Source organism: Pseudomonas sp. 1L-E-NC-VB-C3 (assembly GCF_057291535.1).
This window is the reverse complement of the sequence record NZ_JBXAWD010000001.1, coordinates 130,424-146,385: the sequence shown is the minus strand read 5'-3', so window position 1 is coordinate 146,385 and position 15,962 is coordinate 130,424. Positions and strand designations below refer to the sequence as shown.

The following is a 15,962-nucleotide window of genomic DNA, read 5'->3' as shown; positions in this document are numbered from 1 at the left end:
GGACGACTATGAACAGGTCGTTTTCGGCTAACCGACTGGATTGTCGACTAGGCACACTGGCGCCAGCTCGCTTCACGAAGGTTTGGTCACCCTCGCCTGGCAGCTCCTCAACAGTACCCTCCTCAGCTCCGATCCTGTCACGGCTTGATCGGAGTTTTTTTTGCTTGTGAATCAGTCAGAGATTAGTTGTTCCCGCTGACGCTTTCGCGAGCAGGCTCGCTCCCACTTTGGAATGCGTACCCCTGTGGGAGCGAGCCTGCTCGCGAAGAACGATGACTCGGTTCAACGTTGCAACACCAGAATCCGCGACAACAACTCATCCCGGTCGACATAGCAGCCCTGAAAATGTCGCGCCCCGGTCGCTGGATCAAAAGCATTGCGCGCATGCAGCGTGCGGCGGTTGTCAAAGCACCACAACTCGCCCGGCTTGAGCCGCTGCATCAGCCGGAATCGCGTCTCGCGAGTCATCGCAATCAAGCGCCGATAGGCGCGATACAGCAACGGCATCTGCGCCACCGACGTATCGAACGCCCCGCGCAGAAAGTTGGCCATGCGAATCTCCGCCACCCGGCCCAGCGCATCCAAAGCGATGACCGGCGCCAGGCAGCGATAGTCGCTGTGCCGGTCCTTGTTGCGGAACTCCACGGGTATTTCACACAGGGCCTCAAACAGCTGCGGATCCTCCAGACGCAAGGCGTCGGCGATCGCAAAACCATCGACGAAAATACTTTCGCCACCCTCGGCATCATTCACCAGGCAATGCAGAAATTGCAGTCCCGGTTGCAGCTCGCGAGTCGGCAAATCCGTGTGCAATGGCAGGTTGAAAGCGGTGTAGGCGTTGCTGTCGGCGTCGGCTTTGGATTGCACATTGAACAGCACGCCGAAATTGCTTTCGCGAATGAAGGAAATCCGTTGCGCGATGAGCTTCAGCGAGCCCGGCTCGGTGGGCACGCCGCGCACTTGGGTCAGGCCGATGTCGCGCACGGCGAGCAACCATTGCAGCAGCGCGGCGTTGTCGTTCATCAGCGCGATGTAGTCGAACACCGGCAACTGCAGATCGCTGTGCCACAAATGGGGCTGCGGTTTGCCGGCCAGGCGTTCGGCGCGGGACTCATCGTCATAGGCATGTGCGCGCAGCCAGCCCGGATCGAAGCGGCTGAGGTGACCGTCCTGCCAGTCGATGCGCAGGCAGCCATCGGTGTCGATGCGCGTGGCCAGCGGTTGCAAATCCTCGGCGGCATCGACGCTCTCGAAGACCTGTTCGCGAGTGACGCTGTAGACGCATTGATCACATGGGCAATTGTCGCGCAGCCATAAGTGGTGAAACGGACTGACACGACCGTCAGCCCATTCGATGACAACGCGATCCGCCAGACGCTGCACGCCACCGAGCGCGCTGATCAACGGATAAGTACGAAAATCGGCAACAGCGACGGCGGTGTTCATGGCGGCTCCTTGGCGATGGGGGGGGGATTTACCGAGCGGGTGGCAGCGTGATCACGCGGCCGATGTAAGCGGGAGCGGGCAGGTCGGTCTGATCGGCGACGATTGCTTGCAGGCGATGCAACGTATCCGGGCTGAACGGTGCCGAGCGCGGGCCGGCGAGGTCGACGTGCAAAAGCATCTGTTCATTGCCGGCCAACTCTTGCTCATCGCCGACCTTGTGCAGGCTGTGATAGAGGTGCAGGCGCTTGCTGTCATGGCCGATGATTTGCGTGCGCACTTCCACCTCGGTGTCGAGTTTCACTTCGTGCAGATAATTGAGGTGCAGTTCGAGGGTGAACAGCGAGTGGCCGCTGGCCTCGCGGTTGCTGCTGTCCATGCCGAGGCGGTCCATCAGCGCATCGGTGGCGTAGCTGAAGATCAGCAGGTAGAAGGCATCGCGCAGGTGGCCGTTGTAGTCGACCCAGTCGGGGAAGATGGTGGTTTGGTAGGTGGTGAGGTGGGGCATGGTCTCGGTTCCAACATTGATGATGACTGGACTGCCGTCTTCGCGAGCAGGCTCGCTCCCACATTGAAATGCGTTTACCTGTGGGAGCGAGCCTGCTCGCGAAGGGGCCGGAAGCGCTCTGCAAGGTCTATTCGCTGAAACTCATTCCGTGCTTTTCCTTGGTGGTCTTCACCGCTTCAAGCACCGCCAGCAAACAATCATCACGATAGCGCTCTAGCGCCGAAATGCTGTGCCGACCGAGCTGATCAGTCGTGCCATCGACCACGTCATCGATCAGCTTGTCGGTCAGCTCCGGTGCCGGCAGATACGTCCACGGCAACTGCAACGCCGGACCGAATTGCGACATGAAGTGGCGCATGCCGGCATCGCCGCCGGCCAGGGTGTAGGTCAGGAACGTGCCCATGAACGACCAGCGCAGACCAGCGCCAAAACGGATTGCATCGTCGATCTCGCCGGTCGTCGCGACACCGTCGTTGACCAGGTGCAACGCCTCACGCCACAGCGCTTCAAGCAAGCGATCGGCGATGAAACCCGGCACTTCCTTGCGCACATGCAACGGGCGCATGCCGAGGGATTCGTAGACTTGCATCGCCGCTTGCACCGCTTCCGGCGCGGTATTTTTGCCGCCGACGACTTCGACCAGTGGCAACAGATAAACCGGGTTGAACGGATGCCCGACCACGCAGCGTTCAGGGTGCGTCGAACTCTCGTAGAACTCGCTGGGCAACAGGCCTGAAGTGCTGGAGCCGATCAGCGCATCGGGCTTGGCCGCGGCGCTGATTTTGCTGTGCAGATCGAGTTTCAGTTCCAGCCGCTCCGGGGCGCTTTCCTGGATGAAATCGGCGTCACGCACGCATTCCTCGATGGTCGCGACAAAGCGCAGACGATCCTGCGAAGCACCCGGCGCCAGGCCGTTCTTCTCCAGCGCGCCCCAGGCATTGGCCACGCGTTGGCGCAATGCCGCCTCAGCGCCGGGCGCCGGGTCCCAAGCCACCACGTCGAGGCCGTGTGCGAGGGCACGGGCGACCCAGCCACTGCCGATGACACCGCTACCGAGAGCGGCGAAGGTTTTGATTTCGGTGATAAAGCGCATGGTGATGTCCTGAAGAGTTCGAAGAACCCTGTAGGAGCTGCCGAAGGCTGCGATCTTTTGATCTTGCTTCTAAAAAATCAAAGTCAAAAGATCGCAGCCTTCGGCAGCTCCTACAGGTGAAATGGGTGATGGATCAGCCGCGCTGGGTCAGGCCCATTTTCTTCCGGCCTTCTGCCGGTGTGAGCACCCGGGCACCGAGGCGGCTGAGGATCTCCGTGGCGCGCTCAACCAATTGGCCATTGGTCGCCAGCACACCTTTGTCCAGCCACAAATTGTCTTCCAGGCCGACCCGCACGTTGCCGCCGAGCAGCACCGCTTGCGCCGCCATCGGCATCTGCATGCGGCCGATGCCGAAGCCGGCCCACACCGCGTCGGCGGGCAGGTTGTCGACCATGGCTTTCATCGTGGTGGTGTCGGCCGGTGCGCCCCACGGGATGCCCAGGCACAGCTGGAACAGCGGGTTGTCGAGCAAGCCTTCCTTGATCATCTGCTTGGCGAACCACAGATGCCCGGTGTCGAAAATCTCCAGTTCGGCCTTCACCCCCAGTTCGGTGATGCGCTTGGCGCCGGCGCGCAGTTGCGCCGGGGTGGAGACGTAAATGGTGTCGCCGTCGCCGAAGTTCAGCGTGCCGCAATCGAGGGTGCAGATTTCCGGCAGCAACTGTTCAACGTGGGCGAGACGGGTCAGCGGACCGATCAGATCGGTGTTCGGGCCGAACTCCATCGGGTTCTCGCCAGCGCCGATTTCCAGGTCGCCGCCCATCCCGGCGGTCAGGTTGACGATGATGTCGACGTCCGCCTCGCGGATGCGCTCCATCACTTCGCGGTACAGCGCCACGTCACGGCTGAACTTGCCGGTCTGCGGATCGCGCACATGGCAGTGCACCACGGTGGCGCCAGCCTTGGCCGCTTCCACCGCTGCAGCGGCAATCTGTTTCGGGGTGATCGGCACGTGTGGACTTTTGGCGGTCGTGTCGCCAGCACCGGTAAGTGCGCAGGTGATGATGACGTCGTGGTTCATGGTGCGTTTCCTTCAGGCGTGATGGGTCTGTCCGCAGCCCGTTGCGGGGCTGCGAAGCGTCGTCAAATTCCCCTCTCCCTTGGGGAGATGGTCAGGGTGAGGGGCTCTTCAATCGAGGGGTTATTTGCTGGTCAGTTGCAGATTTTCAGCAGCCGGTTTGCCATCGAAAGTCGTCACACCTTCAAGCCAGCGCTGTTTGTCTTCGGGGTGATCCTTGAGCCACTGCTTCGCCGACTCGAAGGCATCCTTGTGATCGAGCAGCGGCTGCATCATCCGGCTCTCGGATTCGGCGGTGAACGTCAGGTTGGTCAGCAGGCGGCCGATGTTCGGGCATTGCTCGGCGTACTTCGGTGATGTGACCGTCCACACCGTGGCCATGCCTTCGTTCGGGCCGAGGGCGTCTTCGCTGCCGGTCAGATAGGTCATCTGGATGTTGACGTTCATCGGGTGCGGCGCCCAGCCGAAGAACACTACGGCTTCCTTGCGGCGCACGGCGCGATCGACGGCGGCGAGCATGCCGGCCTCGCTCGATTCGACGAGCTGGAATTTGCCCAGACCAAACTGGTTCTTGGCGATCATCGCTTTGATCTGCGTGTTGGCGCCCGAGCCTGGCTCGATGCCGTAGATCTTGCCGCCCAATTCCTTCTCGAATTTGGCGATGTCGGCGAAGGTTTTCAGGCCCTTGTCAGCCAGATAGGTCGGTACGGCGAGAGTGGCGCGGGCATCTTTCAGGCTCGGTGCTTCGAGCACTTTCACCTGATTGGCCTCGACGAACGGCGTGATGGTTTGCGTCATCAGCGGGTTCCAGTAGCCGAGGAACAGGTCCAGGCGCTGATCGCGAATCCCGGCAAAGATAATCTGCTGGGAGGCGCTGGTCTGTTTGGTGCTGTAGCCGAGGCCGTCGAGCAGGACCTGGGTCATGGCACTGGTGGCGATCACGTCAGTCCAGTTGACCACGCCCATGCGTACGTTCTTGCAGGAGGCCGGTTCGGCCGCCATTACGCCGGTGCTGAAAAAAGCGGTACCGCTGAGTGCAAGAACGCAGCTGCTGATCAGTCGTTTCATGTCGGGTTCCTCGGCAGTTCGATTATTGTCGTTCCCGGCATCTGCGCGCCGGTGAGGCCAAGTTACGCAGCTATGCACCCGTGAAAGCGCACTGCGGCGACTGGCATTTGCACTGTAGCGACCTGCACGCTTGAACGCCGCCGATAATCGGCGTATCAACGAGCCACGCGACCCGCCAACCGAGTGCGCCCATGTCCCAGGATTTCTACTTTTTGCTGATGCCGGGGTTCTCCGCCATCGGCTTTATTTCCGCGATCGAACCGTTGCGCGTGGCCAACCGTTTTCGCGGCGAGTTGTACCGCTGGCATGTGCTCAGCGCCGATGGCGGCGCGGTATTGGCGAGCAACGGCATGTCGGTCAACGCCGATGCAGCGCTGGAGCCGCTGAAGAAAGGCGCGACCTTGCTGGTGGTGGCCGGCTTCGAACCGCTGAAGTTCATCACGCCGACGCTGGAGCACTGGTTGCGCAGGCTGGACAACGACGGCGTAACCCTCGGTGCGATCGACACCGGCAGCTTCGTCCTTGCCGAAGCAGGCCTGCTCGACGGCCATCGCCTGACCCTGCACTGGGAGGCGATCGATGCCTTCAAGGAATCTTATCCACAGCTCAGCGTCACCCAGGAGCTGTTCGAGATCGACCGGCGGCGGATCACCTCGGCGGGAGGTACGGCCTCGATTGATCTGATGCTCGACCTGATCGCCCAGGCCCACGGCCCGCAACTGGCGATTCAGGTCAGCGAGCAGTTTGTGCTCGGGCGCATCCGCCCGCGCAAGGATCACCAGCGCATGGAAGTCGCCACGCGTTACGGCATCAGCAACAAGAAACTGGTGCAGGTGATCGGCGAGATGGAACAGCACAGCGAACCACCGCTGACCACGCTGCAACTGGCGGAGTCGATCAAGGTGACCCGGCGGCAACTGGAGCGCTTGTTCCGGCTGCATCTGAACGATACGCCGAGCAATTTCTATCTGCGGTTAAGGCTGGAAAAGGCCCGGCAGTTGCTGCGCCAGACCGACATGAGCGTGCTCGAAGTCAGCATTGCCTGCGGGTTTGAATCACCGTCGTACTTCACCCGCAGCTATCGCGCACGTTTCGCCCGCTGCCCCCGGGAAGACCGGCGTACCGCGCAGGCGTGAATGGGCTTGCATGAAAGCAATGTGGGAGCGAGCCTGCTCGCGAAAGCGGTCTGTCATCCAACACTGATGTTGCCTGACACATTGCACTCGCGAGCAGGCTCGCTCCCACATAATTTCCGGCGCCTGAGAGAGGCTTATTTCTTCACCAACGCCGAGCACGCCGCCTTGTAAGCCTCATGCTGATATTTGTTCAACGTCCCGGGCAGTTCGAAATTGTGCTTCTTGGCCTGGGCATTGATCGTCTGCGGCGACAGCAGCGTTACCTCACAACCATCGAGCAGTTGAAACACGCCCTCGATCTTGAACGTCGTCGGCCCACCGGCAAACTCGCCCTTTTTGCTGCGCTTCTTGATCGCAATCCGGTCCACCGAGTTCTCCCGCACAAACGATGCCACCTGCGCCGCGAACCGCCGCACGTTCGCCGCCTCGTCGTCGTCATCCAGAGCAATCTTCTTCGTGGCGAGAGGGACGTGGCTCAACGTCGAACCATCGAGCGCCGCCACGGCGATGATCGCTTCGCTGCCTTTGATTTCAATGCCGCAGATGTTCATGGGAATCCTTAGACTGGCTTAAAAGGTTCAGCTTACAGCTCAAAACACTCACTCCTGCCCAATCGACTCCAAAAACTCCGACCGTTCATCACTCATCCGCGCGACACAGTCATTCTGCGCAATGGTGAAGGCCTTGCTCCCCGCCGTGGACGGGAACGCTTCCACCGCGCAATCCGCATCCCGCGTCTTCAACCACTGCTGCTGGGCGGTTTTCAGTTTGGCGGTGATGTCGGCCAGTTGCGTCGGGTTCTTGCCGTAGGCGGCCTGCATGCGCTCGTTGAGGCTGGCGTAGTTGTCTTTGAGCAGGTCTTCGGCGGTGCTGCGGCTGTAGGCGGAGCATTCCAGGGTCTGGATGTCGTTTTCCACCGCGTCGCACGGGTTGTTCTCGGATTCTTCGGCGGCGTGGGCGCCGGTCGCAATCAGTGCCAGGGCGAGGATTATTGATTTCATTGGGGTCGCTCTAATCCGTTGGTAGGTGCAGGCTGCGGCAGATTCTGGCGCAAGCGCGCGGGCTTGAACAGCCAGCCGAGGAGGGCGGCTGACGACCCTTTGTCGCGGATTGACGCTTTCGGCAATTCCCCTGTCGTTTTTGCACCCGGTCGCCCCGGCACCGAGGCATATGCTGGCCCCAAAGCGCCGGCAGACGATTCGGCGCATGAATTGCCAATAAGGGGACGCCTGATGAGCCCAGCCGAATTACACGCCGACAGCATCGTTATCGACGGTCTGATCATTGCCAAATGGAACCGCGAGCTGTTCGAAGACATGCGCAAGGGCGGTCTGACGGCGGCCAACTGCACTGTGTCGGTGTGGGAAGGCTTTCAGGCGACCGTGAACAACATCGCTGCCAGCCAGAAACTGATCCGCGAAAACAGCGACCTGGTGATGCCTGTGCGCACCACCGCCGACATCCGTCGCGCCAAGGAACAAGGCAAGACCGGCATCCTCTTCGGTTTCCAGAATGCCCATGCCTTTGAAGATCAGATCGGCTATGTCGAGGTGTTCAAGCAGCTCGGCGTCGGTATCGTGCAGATGTGCTACAACACCCAGAATCTGGTCGGCACCGGTTGCTACGAGCGTGACGGCGGTCTGTCAGGTTTCGGTCGCGAAATCGTTGCCGAGATGAACCGCGTCGGCGTCATGTGCGACCTGTCCCACGTCGGTTCCAAGACCTCCGAAGAAGTCATTCTCGAATCGAAAAAACCGGTCTGCTACTCGCACTGCCTGCCGTCGGGTCTCAAAGAACATCCGCGCAACAAGTCCGACGCAGAGTTGAAGTTCATTGCCGACCACGGCGGTTTCGTCGGCGTGACCATGTTCGCGCCGTTCCTCGCCAAGGGCATCGATTCGACCATCGACGATTACGCCGAAGCCATCGAATACACCATGAACATCGTTGGCGAAGACGCCATCGGTATCGGCACCGATTTCACTCAGGGTCACGGCCAGGACTTCTTCGAATACCTGACCCACGACAAGGGCTACGCCCGCCGCCTGACCAGCTTCGGCAAGATCATCAACCCGCTGGGCATCCGTACCGTCGGCGAATTCCCCAACCTCACCGAAACCCTGCTCAAGCGCGGCCATTCCGAGCGTGTGGTGCGCAAGATCATGGGTGAGAACTGGGTAAGCGTTCTTAAGAACGTCTGGGGCGAATAACGCTTTCTCAAGACCGCCGCCGATCTGCCCCCTCTCCTGCGGGAGAGGGCTGGGGTGAGGGCCGCGGCCAACACTGAACCATCATTTTTCTGGAGTTAAGTTTCCATGGCCAAGATCGCCCCGCAATTGCCTATCGAAGTCGACAGCGAGACCGGTGTCTGGACCTCCGACGCCCTGCCAATGCTCTATGTGCCGCGTCACTTTTTCGTCAACAACCACATGGGCATCGAGGAAGTGCTCGGCGCTGAAGCCTACGCCGAGATCCTCTACAAGGCCGGCTACAAATCCGCCTGGCACTGGTGTGAAAAGGAAGCCGAATGCCACGGCCTGGAAGGCGTCGCGGTGTTCGAGCACTACATGAAACGCCTGTCGCAGCGCGGCTGGGGTCTGTTCAAGATCCAGGACATCGACCTCGACAAAGGCACCGCCAGCGTCAAGCTCGAGCACTCGGCGTTTGTCTATGTCTACGGCAAGGTCGGGCGCAAGGTCGACTACATGTTCACCGGCTGGTTCGCCGGTGCCATGGATCAGATCCTCGAAGCCCGTGGCAGCAAGATCCGTACTGTGGCCGAACAAGTCTACGGAGGCTCCGAAGAGGGCCACGATGACGGCCTGTTCATCGTCAAGCCGTTGTAAGCCGAGGACCGTGCCATGGCTTTCGAAGCAATGTTCCAGCCGATCCAGATCGGCAAACTGACCATCCGCAACCGCGTGCTCAGCACCGCGCACGCCGAGGTCTATGCGACTGACGGTGGCATGACCACCGACCGCTACGTCAAGTATTACGAAGAGAAAGCCAAGGGCGGCATCGGCCTGGCCATCTGTGGCGGTTCGTCCGTGGTGGCGATCGACAGCCCGCAGGAATGGTGGAGTTCGGTCAATCTGTCCACCGACCGGATCATTCCGCACTTCCAGAATCTGGCCGACGCCATGCACAAGCATGGCGCCAAGATCATGATCCAGATTACCCACATGGGCCGGCGCTCGCGCTGGGACGGCTTCAACTGGCCGACCTTGATGTCGCCCTCGGGCATCCGTGAACCGGTGCACCGCGCCACTTGCAAAACCATCGAGCCGGAAGAGATCTGGCGAGTGATCGGCAACTACGCCCAGGCTGCGCGCCGGGCCAAGGCCGGTGGCCTCGATGGCGTCGAACTGTCGGCCGTGCACCAGCACATGATCGACCAGTTCTGGAGCCCGCGCGTCAACAAGCGTACCGACGAATGGGGCGGCACCTTCGAAGGGCGGATGAAGTTCGGCCTGGAAGTGCTCAAAGCCGTGCGCGCCGAGGTCGGTGACGATTTCTGCGTGGGCATGCGCCTGTGCGGTGACGAGTTCCACCCGGACGGCTTGTCCCACGAGGACATGAAGCAGATCGCCAAGTATTACGACGACACCGGCATGCTCGACTTCATCGGCGTGGTCGGCTCGGGTTGCGACACCCACAATACCCTGGCCAACGTCATTCCGAACATGAGTTATCCACCGGAGCCGTTCCTGCATCTGGCTGCCGGGATCAAGGAAGTGGTCAAGGTGCCGGTGCTGCACGCGCAGAACATCAAGGACCCGAACCAGGCCACGCGCATCCTTGAAGGCGGTTACGTCGACATGGTCGGCATGACCCGCGCGCACATCGCCGACCCGCACCTGATCGCCAAGATCAAGATGGGCCAGATCGACCAGATCAAGCAGTGCGTCGGCGCCAACTATTGCATCGACCGCCAGTATCAGGGCCTGGACGTGCTGTGCATCCAGAACGCCGCGACCTCCCGTGAATACATGGGCGTGCCGCACATCATCGAGAAATCCACCGGGCCGAAACGCAAAGTGGTGGTCGTTGGTGCCGGCCCGGCCGGGATGGAAGCCGCACGCGTGGCTGCCGAGCGTGGCCACGACGTCACGCTGTTCGAGAAAAAAGACTTCATCGGCGGGCAGATCACCACCGCATCGAAAGCACCGCAGCGTGACCAGATCGCCGGCATCACTCGCTGGTTCCAGCTGGAACTGGCGCGGCTGAAAGTCGATCTGCGCCTGGGCACGGCGGCGGATGCCGACACCATCATGGACCTGCGTCCGGACGTGGTGGTGCTGGCGGTCGGCGGTCATCCGTACCTTGAGCAGAACGAGCACTGGGGCGCGGCCGAAGGGCTGGTGGTCAGCAGCTGGGACGTGCTCGACGGCAAGGTTGCGCCGGGCAAGAACGTGCTGGTCTACGACACCATCTGCGAGTTCACCGGCATGTCGGTGGCCGACTTCCTCGCCGACAAGGGCAGCCAGGTCGAGATCGTCACCGACGACATCAAACCGGGCGTGGCCATCGGCGGCACGTCGTTCCCGACCTATTACCGCAGCATGTACCCGAAAGAAGTGATCATGACCGGCGACATGATGCTGGAGAAGGTCTACCGCGAGGGCGACAAGCTGATCGCGGTGCTGGAGAACGAATACACCGGCGCGAAAGAGGAGCGGGTGGTCGATCAGGTGGTCGTCGAAAACGGCGTACGCCCGGACGAGGAAATCTACTACGCGCTCAAGGACGGCTCGCGCAACAAGGGCCAGATCGACGTCGAAGCGCTGTTCGCGATCCAGCCGCAACCTTCGCTGAGCGAAGCGGGCGACGGCTACTTGCTGTTCCGCATCGGCGACTGCGTGGCGCAGCGTAATACCCACGCCGCGATCTATGACGCACTCAGACTGTGTAAAGACTTTTAAGGCTTGCACATAACCCTGTGGGAGCGAGCCTGCTCGCGAATGCTATCTGTCAGTTGACGCTGATGTCGACTGACCCAGCGCTTTCGCGAGCAGGCTCGCTCCCACAGTAAAGCGGATCGTGTTTCTCCAGGCTGTCTGGTGGGAGCTTCACCATGTTGAACACCCTTCTTCCAATCCTGTTGTTCGCAGCCCTGGGCCTTGCTGTCCTCGGCGCGTTGCGGCGGATGAACATGTGGCGCCGGGGGCGGGCGGCGAAGGTCGATCTGCTCGGCGGTCTGCTGGCCATGCCCAAGCGCTACATGGTCGACCTGCACCACGTCGTCGCGCGGGACAAATACATTGCCAACACCCACGTCGCCACGGCGGGCGGTGCGGTGGCGTCGATTGTGCTGGCCACTCTGGTGCACGGTTTCGGCCTGCATAACCGCATCCTTGGCTACGCCTTGCTGCTGATGTCGGCGGTGATGTTTGTCGGCGCGATCTTCATGTATCTGCGCCGGGTCAATCCACCTGCGCGTCTGTCGAAAGGCCCGTGGATGCGCCTGCCGAAAAGCCTGCTGGCCTTCTCCGCGTCGTTTTTCCTGGTGACCCTGCCGGTGGCGGGAATCCTGCCGGAAAACTTCGGCGGTTGGGTGCTCGCCGCCATCCTCGGTGTTGGCGTGCTGTGGGGCGTGTCGGAGCTGTTCTTCGGCATGACCTGGGGCGGGCCGATGAAACACGCCTTTGCCGGAGCGCTGCACCTGGCCTGGCACCGTCGCCCGGAACGCTTTGGCGGCGGGCGCTCGACCGGTTTGAAGCCGCTGGACCTGAACAATCCCGATGCGCCGCTGGGCGTGGAAAAACCCAAGGATTTCACCTGGAACCAGTTGCTCGGTTTCGACGCCTGCGTGCAGTGCGGCAAGTGCGAAGCAGCGTGCCCGGCCTTCGCCGCCGGCCAGCCGCTGAACCCGAAAAAACTGATTCAGGACATGGTCGTCGGCCTCGCCGGCGGCACTGACGCTAAGTTCGCCGGCAGCCCGTATCCGGGCAAACCAATCGGCGAGCATGGCGGCAATCCGCACCAACCGATCGTCAATGGTCTGGTCGACGCCGAAACCCTGTGGTCTTGCACCACCTGCCGTGCCTGCGTCGAGGAGTGCCCGATGATGATCGAGCACGTCGATGCGATCGTCGACATGCGCCGGCATCTGACCTTGGAAAAAGGCGCGACGCCGAACAAGGGTGCCGAAGTTCTCGAGAACCTTATTGCAACCGACAACCCCGGCGGTTTCGCCCCCGGCGGGCGGATGAACTGGGCAGCGGACCTGAACCTCACTCTGCTCAGCGAAAAGAAATCCACCGACGTGCTCTTCTGGGTCGGCGACGGCGCCTTCGACATGCGCAACCAGCGCACCCTGCGTGCCTTCGTCAAAGTGCTGAAGGCAGCGAAAGTCGACTTCGCTGTACTCGGTCTTGAGGAACGCGACAGCGGCGATGTGGCCCGCCGTCTCGGCGACGAAGCAACGTTCCAGCAGCTCGCCAAACGCAATATCCAGACGTTGGCCAAATACAGCTTCAACCGCATCGTCACCTGCGATCCGCACAGTTTCCATGTGCTGAAAAACGAGTACGGCGCCTTCGACGGCAACTATCTGGTGCAGCACCACAGCAGTTACATGGCCGAGATCATTCAGGCCGGCGCGCTCAACCTCGGGCAGCACAAAGGCAATAGCGTGACCTATCACGATCCATGCTACCTGGGCCGCTACAACGGCGAGTACGAAGCGCCGCGCGAAGTGCTGCGTGCCCTCGGCATCGAAGTCAAAGAGATGCAACGTTCCGGCTTCCGCTCACGCTGCTGCGGCGGCGGTGGCGGCGCGCCGATCACCGACATTCCGGGCAAGCAGCGCATCCCCGACATGCGCATGGAAGACATCCGCGAAACCGGCGCCGAACTGGTGGCGGTGGGTTGTCCACAGTGCACGGCGATGCTCGAAGGCGTGGTCGAACCGCGTCCGCTGATCAAGGACATCGCCGAACTGGTGGCCGACGCGCTGCTCGAAGACGCCGCGCCAAGCAAGCCTGCCACGCCGGCCAAACGTGAACCTGCGGAGGTGCACTGATGAGCGACATTATCCGCCGCGACCCGCGCGCCGAATGGATTGCGCGCAACCGCCTGCATCCGCTGCACGCGGCGATGCAACCGGCGCAACACAGCTGGATGGGGCCTAACGGCGTCATCCGCAAGAATCTGCACGGCATGGGTTTTATCGGCCCCAACGGCATCAAACGCATTGACCGCAGCGGCGCGCAGCAGGGTGGGGCGGTCAAACGCTCGGCTGCTGTTGAAGTGCAGTTGCCGCTGCGTCAGGTACCGGCCCCGGCGTTCTACATCAGTGTGGTGCCGGATATGGTCGGTGGTCGCCTGAGCAGCCACGACCGCGATCTGCTCGGCCTTGCTCACCAACTGGCCGGCACCGATGGTGCGGTGCTCGCCGTGGTGTTCGGCGAGCATAAGGAAAGCGCTTTCGAGACCGCTGGCGTCGATCGCCTGTTGCTGCTCGAAGGCGATGAATTCAGCGGTTATGCACCGGAACAACGGGTGCAGGGCTTGCGCGCTGTGGATAACCAATTCAACCCGCGTCACTGGTTGCTGCCGGACAGCCGCAGCGGTGGCGGCGAACTCGGCCGGCGCTTTGCTGCTGCACTGGGCGAGCGTCCGGCCACGCGGGTCTGGCAGGTCAAGGATCAGGAGTGCATCGGCCGCGCCGGGGCCGGATTGCAAGATCTGGCGCGTCCGGTGGCGCGGTTGATTCTCGCCGCTGCCGAATGCGCAGAACCGGTCAGCGAAACTCGTCACGAAGCGTTGCCAGTGGAGTTATCCACAAGCGTCGCGCGCAGCTTGTCGCGAATCGAAGATCTTGGTGCCGTGGCGGTGGATCCGGCAGCGATTCCGATGGCCGAAGCGGAGTTCATTTTCTCCGGCGGCAACGGCGTCAAGGATTGGCAGTTGTTCCACGAAACGGCCGCAGCCCTCGGCGCCACCGAAGGCGCTTCGCGGGTGGCGGTGGACGACGGCTTCATGGCGCGGGATCGCCAGGTTGGCGCGTCCGGCACCTGGGTCACCGCGCGGGTCTATGTGGCTGTGGGTATATCTGGCGCAATCCAGCACCTGCAAGGCATTGGCGCCTGCGACAAGGTGGTGGCAATCAACCTCGATCCGGGTTGCGACATGATCAAGCGTGCCGACCTCTCGGTGATCGGCGAAAGCGCAGAAATTCTGCAAGCGTTGATCGAAGCGGTCGCGGCTTACCGCAACGAAGCCAAGCGCGATGCGGCGTAAGGAAACCCTATGAACACGAACGTTATCAGTCTGGTTTCAATCGGCGCTCACCCGACCTCAGGTCGGCCACGGCGCGCCGATCAGGATGCGCGCGCGGTGGAACTGGGCCTGCAATTGGCTGGGGATAACCTGCAAGTGCTGCATGCCGGTGATGTTGCCGAACCGGCCCTGCGTGCCTATCTGGGCATGGGCCTGGAACAGCTGCATGTGCTGGAACAACCCGTTGGCGCCGATGCATTGCCGGCGCTGACCGCGTACCTGCGCGACGCCGGGGCGCAAGTGGTGCTGACCGGCAGCCAAGCGGAAACCGGGGAAGGTTCGGGGATGTTGCCGTTCCTCCTGGCCGAAGGCCTGGGCTGGCCGCTGGTGGTGGGCCTGGCGCAGGTCGAATCAATCAATGACGGTTCGGCGCTGGTCCTGCAAGCGTTGCCGCGCGGGCAGCGACGCCGCTTGAAGGTGAAACTGCCGTTTCTGGCGACTGTGGATAACGCCGCCCCGAAGCCTCGGCAGAGCGCGTACGGCCCGGCGCGACGGGGCGAATTGGCCGCCGATGACGTTGAAGTTGTTGAGGACCAATTGTTGGCCGTCGCCACGCTGCAACCGGCCAAGCCACGACCCAAGCGCTTGAAGGTGATCAAGGCGAAGAGCGGCGCCGACCGGATGAAGGCCGCTACGGCCAAAGCCAGTGGTGGCGGTGGGCAGGTGCTCAAGGGCGTTACCGCGCAGGCTGGGGCGGAGGCGATTCTGAAGCTGCTGATTGAAGAGGGCGTTGTCCGCTAGTCACCCTCTTCCAGGCATGGAATAACTCCTGTGGGAGCGAGCCTGCTCGCGAAAGCGCACTGTCAGCCGACACATGCATCGACTGACCCGACGCATTCGCGAGCAGGCTCGCTCCCACATTGGCATTTCTTCACCGCCAATCTGTACTGCTTACCCACAATCCCTGTTGGCGAAGCTGTGGATAACGTGTTCGCCCTTGCTCGTACCCTACGCCATTCAAGCCTTCCAGCCATAAGATCAAAAAACGATCAGCGTAACTCACGGATTTAACGGGCTTTTCCCTCGGTATTAATCGAGAAGTTGCCCCCAATCTCTGTTGGCGCTTCTGTGGATAAGATGTTCGCTATCAGCTGTACGCCATATGGAGCAGGCCTTACATGGGTTTGATCAATTATTGATCAAATGTGATCCCCGGGCGCCGAGAGCTGTTAACGCGAAGGGGTTTTCCCCAGTCACAGGTGTTTTTCCACAGGAGATTGAAAGTTGTCCCCGATCTCTGTTGGCGCTTCTGTGGATAACATGTTCGCTACCCGCTACAGGCCTCTGAATACGTGCTATGTACGAGTGTGATCAAAAAACGATCAATTGTTTTGAGAAACCGCGATTCAGCATAAGTCACGATTTTTCTTTGCAAATCAGCAGGATATTTTTTGAGTCATCCACAGTTACCCC

General features: G+C 61.3%; 14 protein-coding genes. 7 read left to right on the top strand and 7 right to left on the bottom strand.

All coding sequences use genetic code 11. The features are described from left to right. Nucleotides 1-282 precede the first annotated feature (282 nt). The 5 genes from AC0Z5Z_RS00630 to AC0Z5Z_RS00610 form a co-directional block, all read right to left on the bottom strand. Entirely contained in the window at nt 283-1,446 is a 1,164-nt protein-coding gene (locus tag AC0Z5Z_RS00630) for a gamma-butyrobetaine dioxygenase (protein ID WP_485610578.1), read from the bottom strand. 28 nt (nt 1,447-1,474) lie between these two features. Continuing rightward, the gene (locus AC0Z5Z_RS00625; RefSeq protein WP_485610577.1) at nt 1,475-1,951 is read right to left on the bottom strand and encodes a thioesterase family protein; all 477 of its coding nucleotides are present in this window, start codon (nt 1,949-1,951) and stop codon (nt 1,475-1,477) included. Between the two features lie 127 nt (nt 1,952-2,078). Further along, nucleotides 2,079-3,044 carry an L-carnitine dehydrogenase gene (locus tag AC0Z5Z_RS00620; RefSeq protein WP_150636865.1) on the bottom strand — a complete coding sequence of 322 codons (966 nt, stop codon included), beginning with the start codon at nt 3,042-3,044 and terminating at the stop codon, nt 2,079-2,081. A 133-nt stretch (nt 3,045-3,177) separates the two neighbouring features. Beyond that, nucleotides 3,178-4,065, bottom strand: coding sequence for a 3-dehydrocarnitine:acetyl-CoA trimethylamine transferase CdhC (gene cdhC, locus AC0Z5Z_RS00615; protein WP_485610576.1), 888 nt, complete (start codon nt 4,063-4,065; stop codon nt 3,178-3,180). A gap of 120 nt (nt 4,066-4,185) precedes the next feature. Then, nucleotides 4,186-5,130: a choline ABC transporter substrate-binding protein gene (locus tag AC0Z5Z_RS00610; protein WP_016772813.1), complete on the bottom strand. Its 945-nt coding sequence runs from the start codon at nt 5,128-5,130 to the stop codon at nt 4,186-4,188. Between the two features lie 191 nt (nt 5,131-5,321). Between AC0Z5Z_RS00610 and AC0Z5Z_RS00605 the strand changes: the two genes are divergently transcribed. Beyond that, on the top strand, nt 5,322-6,266 hold the full coding sequence (locus tag AC0Z5Z_RS00605; RefSeq protein WP_041476759.1) for a GlxA family transcriptional regulator: 945 nt from the start codon (nt 5,322-5,324) through the stop codon (nt 6,264-6,266). Between the two features lie 134 nt (nt 6,267-6,400). Here AC0Z5Z_RS00605 and AC0Z5Z_RS00600 read toward each other — a convergent pair whose 3' ends face one another. Together AC0Z5Z_RS00600 and AC0Z5Z_RS00595 are read right to left on the bottom strand one after the other, a co-directional pair. Next, on the bottom strand, nt 6,401-6,817 hold the full coding sequence (locus tag AC0Z5Z_RS00600; RefSeq protein ID WP_016772815.1) for a DUF3010 family protein: 417 nt from the start codon (nt 6,815-6,817) through the stop codon (nt 6,401-6,403). A gap of 48 nt (nt 6,818-6,865) precedes the next feature. Beyond that, complete coding sequence (locus AC0Z5Z_RS00595; RefSeq protein WP_236167684.1) at nt 6,866-7,267, bottom strand: lysozyme inhibitor LprI family protein; 402 nt, start codon at nt 7,265-7,267, stop codon at nt 6,866-6,868. A gap of 231 nt (nt 7,268-7,498) precedes the next feature. On the opposite strand from AC0Z5Z_RS00595, the gene AC0Z5Z_RS00590 reads away from it, so the two are divergent. The 6 genes from AC0Z5Z_RS00590 (at nt 7,499) to etfB (ending at nt 15,290) form a co-directional block, all read left to right on the top strand. Further along, nucleotides 7,499-8,476, top strand: a complete 978-nt coding sequence (locus AC0Z5Z_RS00590; protein ID WP_024014597.1) for a dipeptidase — start codon at nt 7,499-7,501, stop codon at nt 8,474-8,476. 105 nt (nt 8,477-8,581) lie between these two features. Beyond that, nucleotides 8,582-9,112, top strand: a complete 531-nt coding sequence (locus AC0Z5Z_RS00585) for a 4-vinyl reductase (protein WP_039757633.1) — start codon at nt 8,582-8,584, stop codon at nt 9,110-9,112. A 15-nt stretch (nt 9,113-9,127) separates the two neighbouring features. Further along, nucleotides 9,128-11,188: a dimethylglycine demethylation protein DgcA gene (dgcA, locus tag AC0Z5Z_RS00580; protein ID WP_485610575.1), complete on the top strand. Its 2,061-nt coding sequence runs from the start codon at nt 9,128-9,130 to the stop codon at nt 11,186-11,188. A 152-nt stretch (nt 11,189-11,340) separates the two neighbouring features. After that, on the top strand, nt 11,341-13,290 hold the full coding sequence (gene dgcB / locus AC0Z5Z_RS00575) for a dimethylglycine demethylation protein DgcB (protein ID WP_485610574.1): 1,950 nt from the start codon (nt 11,341-11,343) through the stop codon (nt 13,288-13,290). Next, nucleotides 13,290-14,510 (top strand): electron transfer flavoprotein subunit alpha, encoded by a 1,221-nt coding sequence (etfA, locus tag AC0Z5Z_RS00570; RefSeq protein WP_252879020.1) that lies wholly within the window; start codon nt 13,290-13,292, stop codon nt 14,508-14,510. The genes dgcB and etfA overlap by 1 nt, the downstream gene beginning before the upstream one ends. A 9-nt stretch (nt 14,511-14,519) precedes the next feature. Continuing rightward, the gene (gene etfB / locus AC0Z5Z_RS00565; RefSeq protein ID WP_095181374.1) at nt 14,520-15,290 is read left to right on the top strand and encodes an electron transfer flavoprotein subunit beta; all 771 of its coding nucleotides are present in this window, start codon (nt 14,520-14,522) and stop codon (nt 15,288-15,290) included. The last annotated feature ends 672 nt before the right edge of the window (nt 15,291-15,962 follow it).

Excerpts from the sequence above, each read along its gene's own strand:
- AC0Z5Z_RS00630 (WP_485610578.1), bottom strand. The coding sequence starts at position 1,446 with ATGAACACCGCCGTCGCTGTTGCCGATTTTCGTACTTATCCGTTGATC.
- AC0Z5Z_RS00625 (WP_485610577.1), bottom strand. The coding sequence starts at position 1,951 with ATGCCCCACCTCACCACCTACCAAACCACCATCTTCCCCGACTGGGTC.
- AC0Z5Z_RS00620 (WP_150636865.1), bottom strand. The coding sequence starts at position 3,044 with ATGCGCTTTATCACCGAAATCAAAACCTTCGCCGCTCTCGGTAGCGGT.
- cdhC (WP_485610576.1), bottom strand. The coding sequence starts at position 4,065 with ATGAACCACGACGTCATCATCACCTGCGCACTTACCGGTGCTGGCGAC.
- AC0Z5Z_RS00610 (WP_016772813.1), bottom strand. The coding sequence starts at position 5,130 with ATGAAACGACTGATCAGCAGCTGCGTTCTTGCACTCAGCGGTACCGCT.
- AC0Z5Z_RS00605 (WP_041476759.1), top strand. The coding sequence starts at position 5,322 with ATGTCCCAGGATTTCTACTTTTTGCTGATGCCGGGGTTCTCCGCCATC.
- AC0Z5Z_RS00600 (WP_016772815.1), bottom strand. The coding sequence starts at position 6,817 with ATGAACATCTGCGGCATTGAAATCAAAGGCAGCGAAGCGATCATCGCC.
- AC0Z5Z_RS00595 (WP_236167684.1), bottom strand. The coding sequence starts at position 7,267 with ATGAAATCAATAATCCTCGCCCTGGCACTGATTGCGACCGGCGCCCAC.
- AC0Z5Z_RS00590 (WP_024014597.1), top strand. The coding sequence starts at position 7,499 with ATGAGCCCAGCCGAATTACACGCCGACAGCATCGTTATCGACGGTCTG.
- AC0Z5Z_RS00585 (WP_039757633.1), top strand. The coding sequence starts at position 8,582 with ATGGCCAAGATCGCCCCGCAATTGCCTATCGAAGTCGACAGCGAGACC.
- dgcA (WP_485610575.1), top strand. The coding sequence starts at position 9,128 with ATGGCTTTCGAAGCAATGTTCCAGCCGATCCAGATCGGCAAACTGACC.
- dgcB (WP_485610574.1), top strand. The coding sequence starts at position 11,341 with ATGTTGAACACCCTTCTTCCAATCCTGTTGTTCGCAGCCCTGGGCCTT.
- etfA (WP_252879020.1), top strand. The coding sequence starts at position 13,290 with ATGAGCGACATTATCCGCCGCGACCCGCGCGCCGAATGGATTGCGCGC.
- etfB (WP_095181374.1), top strand. The coding sequence starts at position 14,520 with ATGAACACGAACGTTATCAGTCTGGTTTCAATCGGCGCTCACCCGACC.